At 35.5% G+C, this 4,631-nt stretch carries 5 protein-coding genes; 2 read left to right on the forward strand and 3 right to left on the reverse strand.

The features are described 5' to 3' along the window. The first annotated feature begins 640 nt into the window (after nucleotides 1-640). Both AC06OU_RS01795 and AC06OU_RS01800 read left to right on the forward strand, forming a co-directional pair. On the forward strand, nucleotides 641-1,573 hold the full coding sequence (locus AC06OU_RS01795) for an aldo/keto reductase (RefSeq protein WP_475853577.1): 933 nt from the start codon (nucleotides 641-643) through the stop codon (nucleotides 1,571-1,573). 66 nt (nucleotides 1,574-1,639) lie between these two features. Further along, nucleotides 1,640-2,797 (forward strand): acyl-CoA dehydrogenase family protein, encoded by a 1,158-nt coding sequence (locus AC06OU_RS01800; RefSeq protein WP_475853578.1) that lies wholly within the window; start codon nucleotides 1,640-1,642, stop codon nucleotides 2,795-2,797. A 209-nt stretch (nucleotides 2,798-3,006) separates the two neighbouring features. Here the strand turns inward: AC06OU_RS01800 and AC06OU_RS01805 are convergent, their stop codons facing one another. The 3 genes from AC06OU_RS01805 to AC06OU_RS01815 form a co-directional block, all read right to left on the reverse strand. Then, the gene (locus AC06OU_RS01805; RefSeq protein WP_475853579.1) at nucleotides 3,007-3,204 is read right to left on the reverse strand and encodes a hypothetical protein; all 198 of its coding nucleotides are present in this window, start codon (nucleotides 3,202-3,204) and stop codon (nucleotides 3,007-3,009) included. 118 nt (nucleotides 3,205-3,322) lie between these two features. Beyond that, complete coding sequence (locus tag AC06OU_RS01810; protein WP_475853580.1) at nucleotides 3,323-4,252, reverse strand: aminoglycoside phosphotransferase family protein; 930 nt, start codon at nucleotides 4,250-4,252, stop codon at nucleotides 3,323-3,325. Nucleotides 4,253-4,287: 35 nt separating this feature from the next. After that, on the reverse strand, nucleotides 4,288-4,631 hold a 344-nt coding region (locus tag AC06OU_RS01815; protein ID WP_475853581.1), incomplete at its 5' end, for a DUF5694 domain-containing protein.

Below are 4,631 nucleotides of genomic sequence, written 5' to 3' on the forward strand. Positions count from 1 at the left end.
CGCGGGATTGACGAGAACCACCAACTCAGACTAGAACGTGTTAAATGATTTATTTGTATCACTTCACCTATAGTTGCTGCCGATCAATATAAAGATTAAATAGATCATGTTACGATTCCATTATTTGAAATAACTTAGAGAAATGTTATTTAGCTTTCTCACTCCTAATTTTCCCAACGAGCCTCATAAAATAAAGGAGAAAAAACAATGCTAGTAATAAATTCGGTAAAAAGAGAAGTGCAGGAGGAAGAAATTTTATGGAAAGAAAAGTAATCACAATAGGGATAATCACTAGCCATATCCAGACTTTTGAACGCTTATTTGAATAGCTTATATTAGATTTCATTCATTCCCTCCTCTTTGGGAATTTTATTTTATAGACTTGTTTCCTACACTTGGCAAGCATTAACAGCATTCTATTTAATTAAAAAACTTCTATGTATAAAACTATCCTATTAAATATTACTATTTCTTCTCTAGTATCCCATTAGTTCATATTTCGACATAATAGTTTACTTTTCCTCTGCATAGGAAATATATTTAACAGTATAGTTACATTGGAAGTTCTTTCATTATGCCTCTATTTTATTTATTGATAAGATGAAAGAGTAATTATCCATAGAAAAGGAGTTGGTTTTTTATGTCTAATAAAGTGGAGATTGGTAGTACTGGGTTATTTGTAAATCCCATCGGTCTGGGCACTAATGCTGTGGGAGGACACAATATATTCCCTAATTTAAAGGACGAAACTGGTAAAGAAATTGTTCGTGCAGCCCTTCAAAATGACATTAACTTTATAGACACCGCTTATATGTACGGGCCGGAAAAATCAGAAATTCTAATTGGTGAAGTACTTAAAGAGACAGGACAAAGATCTAATGTTGTTCTTGCTACAAAAGGTGGACAAAAGTACATGAATGACAAAATGGAAGTAGATAATTCACCAAAATTTCTAAGAGAGACGGTCGAAAATAGCTTAAGACGCCTACAAACAGACTTTATTGATTTATTCTATATACACTTTCCAGATGAAAAAACCCCAAAATATGAGGCTGTTGGAGAACTTCATAGATTAAAAGAGGAAGGCAAAATTCGTTCTATAGGGGTATCCAACTTTTCAATGGATCAGTTAAGAGAAGGAAACAAAGATGGTTATATCGAAGTCATTCAATCTGGCTATAATCTTTTTAAACGTGATGCAGAAGATGACTTAATCCCTTACTCTCTAGAAAATAATATCTCCTTTATACCTTATTTTCCATTAGCTTCTGGCTTATTGACAGGAAAATTTTCTCCTAATAGTACATTTGAAGATGGACGAGCAAAGAACCCATTGTTCCAGGGAGAAGCGTTCATTCAGAATTTAAATAAAGTGGATGAATTAAAGGCAATTGCCAACAATAAGCATGTAGCGGTTTCTAATCTCGTGTTAGCCTGGTATTTAAAACAGGAATCAATTGACGTTGTAATTCCTGGTGCTAAAAGGCCTGAGCAAGTATTAGAGAATATTAAGACTCTAGAAATTGAGCTTTCTAAAGATGAAATAAACAAAATCTCTAGTATCTTCCACTGATTTATTTTTTTATCAATTTAAGCGCCTAGACTGGCATAGCAATATATAGAGAGAGGATGTCAAGCTATGGACCAATTTATTAAAACAGAAGAACAATTTGAGCTAATTTCTAAGCTAAACGATTTAAAACCAGTTTTTAGACATAGAGAGCCGGAGCTCGATCAACTCGGCTCCTTCCCTTTTGCCGATTTCCAAGATTTAAAGAATATAGATTACCCTACTTTAACTTTACCAAAGGAGTACGGAGGGCAAGGTTTAGGATTGTATGAATACATACTAGCACAGGAAGCTATTTCTGAGGGTAGTGGTGCTACAGGACTATCTATTGGATGGCATAACGGTATCGTTTTGGAATATGCAGAAAACAACCATTGGGAGCAAGATGCTGCTGACTGGCTCTTAAAGGAAATAGCAAATGGTGCAATCATTAATAGTGCAGCCACTGAAAATAACGCAGGTAGCCCTACACGAGGTGCGCTACCGCGAACAACAGTTATCCGGGATGGCAAGGATTTAGTGATTAATGGTGAGAAAACTTTTACATCTGCGTCCCCTGTACTCGATTATATTTTAGTTACATGCACAAATGAAATCGGCATTGTTGAAATGATAGTAGTACCTAAGGATAGTCCGGGTGTTTCTATTCTTGAAACATGGGATATGCTTTCTATGAGAGGAACTGCAAGTCATACCCTAATTTTAGAAAATGTTAGAGTTTCTGAAAATCATATCCTGAAAACCTTACCTGCTACCAAGACAGAAGCAAAGGGATGGATGCTTCATATTCCAGCTTGCTACTTAGGGATCGCTGCTGCAGCAAGGAAATATGCAGTTAACTTTGCAGCTTCTTATATCCCCACCTCTTTAGGAAAGCCAATCGCTGAGACTCCAAATATTAAGCAGATAATAGGCGAAATGGAACTAGAGTTATCCATAGCAAGACATATGCTCTATGGGACGGTGGAAAGATATGAGCAAGCAGAAGATAAGACGACCCTTCAAGAGTCACTGGATATTACTAAAATAGCCGTCACGAATGGAGCTATTAAAATAGTCGATTTGGCTATGAAAATAGTTGGCTCAAGAGCCCTATCTCAATCTAATCCGATGCATCGCTACTACCTAAATGTGAGAGCAGGGTTATACAATCCTCCGATGGAAGATATGATAAAGTCGAAATTAGCAAGTGCAGCTATTGTTGCTGTTAAGAAAGACGAAAAATAAAACGAAGCGAATGGAAAGCAGTCCATTCGCTTCGTTTTATTTTTGTTTATGAATTTATAAACTTCCAAACCTGTGGATAAATTGATGGCTAGCTCCATCGCCTTACCCCTCGGGGTCAAATGGATAAAAGCTGTGGTGGCTGAGGAGCTGCCTCCTCGCTTTTCCCCATTTGCCTGTCGGGGCAGACATAGGCGATTGCTCTTTTCTTGTTACGTCCCAAAGGTTAAGAGGACATAAGAGGCTGCATATAAAAAAGTTACAAGATATGTAATGATATACATCATTACTTCAAACATGTTAAGCTTTCTGTCCCTCTTCGTCTTTTTAAGCAGACGAATATATGCATATCCACATAGCCACAGCAATAGGATCGTTACCTCGTTTACACTTTCTATTAAGTTAACCAAAAGTTTTTCTCCTTACCAAGCATATTTAAATCAGGTTTAATTACAGTTATTGTAGAAAACCAAGAACAATCAAGGATAATGAAATTTATATGCTTTTTAATACTGAAGTAGAATTGATTTACACTCTTTCTGGATCCTTATACCAGGTTGGTTCTAGCTCCTCGAAAAAATGGTGATCCTGTAATAATAGATTAATACGTTCCATAAACTTTTCTAATTGCTGAGGAGAGCTTTTAATTGACCAAACTATACTGGAAAAACACATCATAGCTGCATAAATACTATATATCCTCCAAAATTCATTTGGAATATTATCATTAAAATACCCATGTATTTGACCAATTGAAAAAGGTACACTTTCCACTCTACTAGCAATAGGAATTTTCATAAAATCATGCCAAGGATCACCCCAGTCAAAATTGTTAAAATCAATAAGACCCCCATATCTCTGATTGTTCAAAATGATATTTCCCAAATGAAAGTCGTCATGCTGGAATTGATTTGGACGATTCTCCAAATATATATTATTTTGCTCTATAAAATGAATGACTCTCTCCATATTTTCAAAGCTTAAATTATAACTTTTATATTGTTCTAGGTACCTATTATGTTTTTTAATTGAGCGGGTATGCCAGCTCTCCAAATTAAGTGGCGCAGGAAGCATATGTATACGAAAAAGCTCTTTCCCGGCCTCTTTCCCTAATTCATATTGTTGTTGCTCGGATAAATAAGGAAGATAATCTTTTGCTTCCTCTCCTTCTATATAAGTCATGATGTTATAACACAATCCTAATTCATCTATCCTCCCTATCTCTACGGGCATGGGACATTTAATGCGTGATAGACGAAGCTCATTGAGCAGTTGGAATTCTTCCTTTTTTCTCTCATACAATTTAATTTCCATAAGACGTAATACATATTTTTTATCCAATTCATCCGTAACTATAAATTTCAGGTCAGAGGAATATCCTTTTGATAACTCTTGAATACTTTTAGAATGCTTAAGTAAAACTACTTTTTCTTTTATTTCACCAAAATTAACTTTCAAAAGATTGCCTCCTTTCTATCGTTTCAAATACAAATCTAAAGAAACTCACTAACCGAAACAATTTCAAATAGTCCACTTTCTTTTAAAAATTGAGCTACCAAATGGACATGAGCTGCTCCTATTATCAAAAGTACCCGATCATTCGAAGAGGAGATTTCAGCGAGGTTTGCAAACAAAATAAGATTTCGCTGATACCACCATCTCATCCAATCAATTCCCACATAGTCGCTCCCCCGACCTATACGAGCAATATGCATATACATTTCATGTTGCTTTTTTATGTATTTCTCTTCGTTGAGGCTTTTAATAAGTACATCTATCCTTTTTTCACCTAGTGGGAGTATGAGCTTGGAACGGTAATTATCAATTAATTGAAAAA

Source organism: Psychrobacillus sp. (assembly GCF_056205495.1).

Coding starts and splice junctions, on each gene's coding strand:
- AC06OU_RS01795 (WP_475853577.1), top strand. CDS start 641: ATGTCTAATAAAGTGGAGATTGGTAGTACTGGGTTATTTGTAAATCCC.
- AC06OU_RS01800 (WP_475853578.1), top strand. CDS start 1,640: ATGGACCAATTTATTAAAACAGAAGAACAATTTGAGCTAATTTCTAAG.